The sequence below is a fragment of the Streptomyces sp. genome (assembly GCF_031178505.1).
In the GTDB taxonomy this organism is placed as follows: domain Bacteria; phylum Actinomycetota; class Actinomycetes; order Streptomycetales; family Streptomycetaceae; genus Streptomyces; species Streptomyces gulbargensis.
Genome location: NZ_JAPSIW010000448.1, coordinates 1 through 5,878, shown reverse-complemented (window position 1 = coordinate 5,878; position 5,878 = coordinate 1). Strand labels below are relative to the sequence as shown.

The following is a 5,878-nucleotide window of genomic DNA, read 5'->3' as shown; positions in this document are numbered from 1 at the left end:
GGGGGTGCCGTTCTTCGAGCGAAAGAGAGATCCGCGTGTACGCCATCGTGCGCAGCGGTGGTCGCCAGCACAAGGTTGCTGTCGGCGACATCGTTGAGGTTGACAAGATTTCCACTGCCAAGGTTGGCGACACGGTCGAGCTCTCGACCCTGCTCGTTGTCGACGGCGAGGCCGTGACCAGCGACCCGTGGGTCCTGGCCGGCATCAAGGTCCAGGCCGAGGTCGTGGACCACCACAAGGGCGCCAAGATCGACATCCTGCGCTACAAGAACAAGACCGGCTACCGCCGTCGCCAGGGTCACCGTCAGCAGTACACGGCGATCAAGGTCACCGCGATCCCGACGGCCGCGAAGTAAAGAGGGACTGAGCAATGGCACACAAGAAGGGCGCATCGTCCACCCGGAACGGTCGCGACTCCAACGCCCAGCGGCTCGGCGTGAAGCGCTTCGGCGGTCAGGTCGTCAACGCGGGTGAGATCCTGGTCCGCCAGCGCGGCACCCACTTCCACCCGGGCGCGGGCGTCGGCCGTGGCGGCGACGACACGCTGTTCGCCCTGCAGGCCGGTTCGGTGCAGTTCGGCACCCACCGTGGCCGCAAGGTCGTGAACATCGTTCCGGTCGCCTGATCGGATCTTTGCGGAGGCGGACCTCACTTCCCTCACGGGAAGCGGGTCCGCCTTTCGCGTGTTACTAGAGAGACATTCCCCCCGTTTTACGCATCTGGAGGCACAGAACATGACCACCTTCGTGGACCGCGTCGAGCTGCACGTCGCCGCGGGTAACGGAGGCCACGGCTGCGCCTCCGTCCATCGGGAGAAGTTCAAGCCGCTCGGCGGGCCCGACGGCGGCAACGGCGGACGTGGCGGTGACGTGATCCTGGTCGTCGACCAGTCGGTCACCACCCTCCTCGAGTACCACCACTCGCCGCACCGCAAGGCCACCAACGGCCAGCCCGGCGCCGGCGACAACCGCTCCGGCAAGGACGGCCAGGACCTGGTCCTGACCGTGCCCGACGGCACCGTCGTCCTCGACAAGCAGGGCAACGTCCTCGCGGACCTGGTCGGACAGGGCACCACCTTCGTCGCGGGCCAGGGCGGCCGCGGCGGCCTCGGCAACGCGGCGCTGTCCTCCGCGCGCCGCAAGGCGCCCGGCTTCGCGCTCCTCGGCGAGCCCGGTGAGGCGCGGGACATCGTCCTGGAGCTGAAGACCGTCGCGGACGTGGCGCTCGTCGGCTACCCGAGCGCCGGCAAGTCCTCGCTGATCTCCGTCCTCTCGGCCGCCAAGCCGAAGATCGCGGACTACCCCTTCACCACCCTCGTCCCGAACCTGGGCGTCGTCACCGCCGGCTCGACCGTCTACACGATCGCCGACGTGCCGGGCCTCATCCCGGGTGCCAGCCAGGGCCGCGGCCTCGGCCTGGAATTCCTCCGCCACGTCGAGCGCTGCTCGGTCCTCGTCCACGTCCTGGACACGGCGACCCTGGAGTCCGACCGCGACCCGGTGACCGACCTCGATGTGATCGAGGAGGAGCTGAGGCAGTACGGCGGCCTGGAGAACCGGCCCCGGATCGTCGTCCTCAACAAGATCGACATCCCGGACGGCAAGGACCTCGCGGACATGATCCGCCCCGACCTGGAGAAGCGCGGCTACCGCGTCTTCGAGGTCTCCGCGGTCGCCCGTACCGGCCTGAAGGAGCTCTCCTTCGCGCTCGCCGGCATCGTCGCCGAGGCACGCGCCGCCAAGCCGAAGGAGGAGGCGACCCGCATCGTCATCCGCCCGAAGGCCGTGGACGACTCCGGCTTCACCGTCACGTACGACGAGACCGAGGACGTGTACCGGGTGCGCGGCGAGAAGCCCGAGCGCTGGGTCCGCCAGACCGACTTCAACAACGACGAGGCCGTCGGCTACCTGGCCGACCGGCTCAACCGCCTCGGTGTCGAGGACGCGTTGATGAAGGCCGGTGCCCGCGCCGGCGACGGTGTGGCGATCGGCGCCGAGGAGAACGCGGTCGTCTTCGACTGGGAGCCCAGCATGACGGCCGGCGCCGAGATGCTCGGTCGCCGCGGCGAGGACCACCGCATGGAGGCACCGCGCCCGGCGGCGCAGCGCCGCCGCGACCGCCAGGCGGAGCGCGACGAGGCCGACCGCGAGTTCAACGAGTTCAACCCCTTCTAGAAGGGACGCCGGGGCCGCTCCCCGGTCGCGCCGCGGAGCCCTCCGCCGCCCCGTCGGGGGTGGTGGGGGGCTCCCGTAGGATCCAGGCTGTGAGCAGCGTTTCCCCGTCCGAGCAGACCTCCGTCGGCACCGCGTCCGAGACGACCGCGGGCAAGGTGAGCGTCGTCGTCATCGCCTACGACGACGAGGCGCTCGTCGCCGAGGCGATCAGGTCCGCGCTCGACCAGGGCCCTGTCGTGGCCGAGGTCGTCGCGGTCGACGACCGCTCCGGGGACGGGACGGGCCGCGTCCTCGACGAGCTCGCCGCCCGCCACCCGAAGGTACGGGTGATCCACCGCACCGAGAACAGCGGTGGCTGCGGCACCCCCCGCAACGACGGAGTCCGGGCCGCCACCGCCCCGTACGTCATGTTCCTCGACAGCGACGACGTCCTGCCCGCCGGCGCCGCCGAGGCGCTGGTCACCGCCGCCGAGCGGCACCGCACCCCGGTGGCCGTCGGCGTCTGCGTCCGGCGCGAGCTGCCCGAGGGCCGGGACGTCCGCTGGCAGCCGGCGCTCTACCGCGAGCCCGCCGTCCTGGAGACCGCCGAGGAGCTGCGGCCCCTGCTCCACGACACCCTGTGCGTGAACAAGGTCTACGACCGGGCCTTCCTCGACGGGCACGGCATCCGCTTCCCCGACGGCCGGTTCGTGTACGAGGACTTCCTCTTCACCGCCCGCGTGTACGCCGCCGCGCCGCGGGTCGCCGTCGTCCCCGACACCGTGTACGTCTGGCACGTGCGCCGGGCCGCCGCCCGCCTGTCGATCTCCCTGGACCGTGAGGGCGTCACCAACTGGCAGGCCCGGATCGCCGCCCACCGCGCCGCCGTGGGGACCCTCGCGAAGGCCGGGCAGCCCGCCCTCGCCGCCGCCTGCCGCACCAAGTTCCTCGAACACGACCTGCGCATGTACGCCCGCGACCTGCGGCAGCGCGACGCGGACCACCGTGCCGCGTGGTGGTCCCTCACCCGGGACCACCTCGCGGAGTTCACCGAGGCCGAGATCGCCGCCGCGAGCGCGCCCGCCCGCTGGATCGCCCGGTTCCTGCTCGCCGCGCCGGAGCCGCGCGACCTCCCGCGCCTCTCCCGGCTCGCCGCCGGCCCGGCGCGGCTCCTGCCGCCGTACGCGGGGACCCGTACCGCCGCCGTCTGGTCCGAGGACCTGCCCGGGGCGGAGCTCGACGGCATGGACACGCTGCCCCTGGACGAACTGCCGCTCCTCGTCGACGCCACCCTGCGGACCACCGGCGGCGGTGAACTGGCCCTGACCGTCCGGGACCTGTACGGGCGCCTCGCCGAGGCCGTGCCCCGTACCGCCGAGGTGTCGTTCCTCCCGCGCGAGGGCGGCGGCCCGGCCCGTACTCAAGAAGCCGTCCTGGCCCCGGCGGACGGCACCTGGACCGCCCGGGTGCCCGCCCCGCTCACCGCGCTGGCCAGGACCGGCCGCCGGCGCGGGCGCCGGGGCACGCAGCTCTGGGACTTCGGGGTCACCGTGACGTGCGCCGACGGCTCCTCCTTCACCACCGCGCTGCGGCTGCCGGACGGCTCGCAGCGTCGTTCGGTCCTTCCGAGCAGCCGGTACGGTGTACTCCTGGTGCAGCAGTACGTCACGGCCAACGGGTCGCTGGCCGTACGGCTCGCACCGGGAGCACGGGACGGGCTCCGGGCGGTCAGGGCCCGGCTCCGTCGGCTCTCGCGCAGTTCTCAGTGAAAGGGTTTGGGGCGCTATGACTTATCTGATCACCGGCGGCGCCGGTTACATCGGCTCGCACGTGGTCCGCGCCATGACGCAGGCGGGCGAGCGGGTCGTCGTCCTCGACGACCTGTCCACGGGCTACGCGGAGCGGGTGCCGGAGGGCGTACCGCTGGTGGTCGGCTCGACGCTCGACCGCGAGGTCCTGGACCGGACGATCGCCGAGCACGGGGTGACGGGCGTCGTCCACCTCGCGGCGAAGAAGCAGGTCGGCGAGTCCGTGGAGCTGCCGCTCCACTACTACCGCGAGAACGTCATCGGCCTGACCGTCCTCCTGGAGGCGGTCGCCGCCGCGGGCGTGCGCAACTTCCTCTTCTCCTCCTCGGCCGCCGTCTACGGCATGCCGGACGTGGACCTCGTCACGGAGGAGACCCCCTGCCTGCCGCTGAGCCCGTACGGCGAGACCAAGCTCGCCGGCGAGTGGCTGGTCCGCGCGGCGGGCAAGGCCCACGGCATCTCCACCGCCTGCCTGCGCTACTTCAACGTGGCCGGCGCGGCCACCCCCGAGCTGGCCGACACGGGCGTCTTCAACCTGGTCCCGATGGTCTTCGAGCGCCTGGACGCGGGCGAGTCCCCGCGGATCTTCGGTGACGACTACGACACCCCGGACGGCACCTGCATCCGCGACTACATCCACGTCGAGGACCTGGCCGACGCGCACCTCGTCGCCGCGCGCAAGCTGGCGGAGTGGGCCGGGGCGGGCGAGCCGCGCGACCTGACGGTCAACATCGGCCGTGGCGAGGGCGTCTCCGTCACCGAGATGGTCGGCCTGATCAACGAGATCACCGGCCACACCACCGAGCCGCTCGTCACCCCGCGCCGCCCCGGCGACCCGGCCCGGGTCGTCGCCTCCGCCGACCGCATCGCGGCGGAGCTGGGCTGGAAGGCCCGCCACGACGTGCGCGACATGATCAGCTCGGCCTGGGCCGGCTGGGTCGCGCGCCGCGGCGCCACCGTCTGACCGACGTGGTTCCCGCGCGGGAACAGGGGAACGGGCCGGGGAGATCCTCTCCCCGGCCCGTTCCCGTACGTCCTGCCCGTCGACGAGCGCCGTCAGCGCTCCAGGAAGGCGAACAGCGCCTCCCAGCGGTCGGTGATCTCGTCCGCCGCGAACCGCTTCACGTTCCGGAAGGCGGCGTCGCCCATCCGGTCCCGCAGCTCCTTGTCGGAGATCAGCGTGCTGATGTGCCCGCCGAGCTCCATGGCGTTGCCGAGCCGCGCGAGCAGCCCGTCCTCGCCGTCACGGATGATCTCCCGTACACCCGGGGCGCAGTCGAACGCGGCGCAGGGCACGCCGGCCGCCATCGCCTCCAGGAGGGTGATCGGGAAGCCCTCCGCGCGGGAGGCCTGCGCGAAGACCGAGGCCTCGGAGAGCGCGCCGAGCACGTCGTTGGTGCGGCCCATCCACTCCACGGACCCGTCGAGCCCGAGGCTGGTCGTCCGGGCGCGCAGCGCCTGCTCCTCGTCGCCGGCGCCGTAGATCCGCAGCTTCCAGTCGGGGTGGCGGTCGGCGACCTCGGCCCAGCTGTCGAGCAGCATGTCGACGCCCTTCTCGTGCGAGAGGCGTCCGATGGAGGCGACGACCTTCCCGGTGCGCGGGACCGGGTTCTCGGGCATGAAGGGCAGGGCGTTCGGCATGTGGCCGACGTTGTCCATGCCGGCCCGGATCCACTGGTCCGCGTCGCCGGGCGTGAGGACGAGGAGCCGGTCGACGTCCTTGTAGAAGCGCTTCACCCGGGCGAGCCGGGAGGAGGCGGCGCTCGCGGCGTACGACTCGTGGCTCATGCCGATGACGACGAGGCCCTTGGTGTCGGCGAGGGAGACCCACTCCATCGCCCACACCTGGGTCACGATCACCACGGCGCCGGGCCGGGCGGCGGCGAAGAGGGCCGTCAGCCGGTCGGCACGCTCGCG

The 5,878-nt window shown here is 72.4% G+C and carries 6 protein-coding genes; 5 read left to right on the top strand and 1 reads right to left on the bottom strand.

Annotated features, from left to right (window positions below):
* Window positions 1-35 precede the first annotated feature (35 nt).
* The 5 genes from rplU to galE all read left to right on the top strand — a co-directional run bounded on the left by rplU (window position 36) and on the right by galE (window position 4,925).
* Complete coding sequence (gene rplU, locus RIF68_RS24835) at window positions 36-356, top strand: 50S ribosomal protein L21 (protein WP_309053521.1); 321 nt, start codon at window positions 36-38, stop codon at window positions 354-356.
* A 14-nt stretch (window positions 357-370) separates the two neighbouring features.
* Window positions 371-625 (top strand): 50S ribosomal protein L27, encoded by a 255-nt coding sequence (rpmA, locus tag RIF68_RS24830; protein WP_010041940.1) that lies wholly within the window; start codon window positions 371-373, stop codon window positions 623-625.
* Window positions 626-734: 109 nt separating this feature from the next.
* Window positions 735-2,174: a GTPase ObgE gene (gene obgE, locus RIF68_RS24825; protein ID WP_309053520.1), complete on the top strand. Its 1,440-nt coding sequence runs from the start codon at window positions 735-737 to the stop codon at window positions 2,172-2,174.
* A gap of 89 nt (window positions 2,175-2,263) precedes the next feature.
* Window positions 2,264-3,922 carry a glycosyltransferase family 2 protein gene (locus RIF68_RS24820; protein ID WP_309053519.1) on the top strand — a complete coding sequence of 553 codons (1,659 nt, stop codon included), beginning with the start codon at window positions 2,264-2,266 and terminating at the stop codon, window positions 3,920-3,922.
* A 16-nt stretch (window positions 3,923-3,938) separates the two neighbouring features.
* Window positions 3,939-4,925, top strand: coding sequence for a UDP-glucose 4-epimerase GalE (gene galE, locus RIF68_RS24815; RefSeq protein WP_309053518.1), 987 nt, complete (start codon window positions 3,939-3,941; stop codon window positions 4,923-4,925).
* Between the two features lie 92 nt (window positions 4,926-5,017).
* On the opposite strand, the gene RIF68_RS24810 is transcribed toward galE, so the two are convergent.
* The coding region (locus RIF68_RS24810; RefSeq protein ID WP_309053517.1) for a glycosyltransferase at window positions 5,018-5,878 on the bottom strand (861 nt) is incomplete at its 5' end.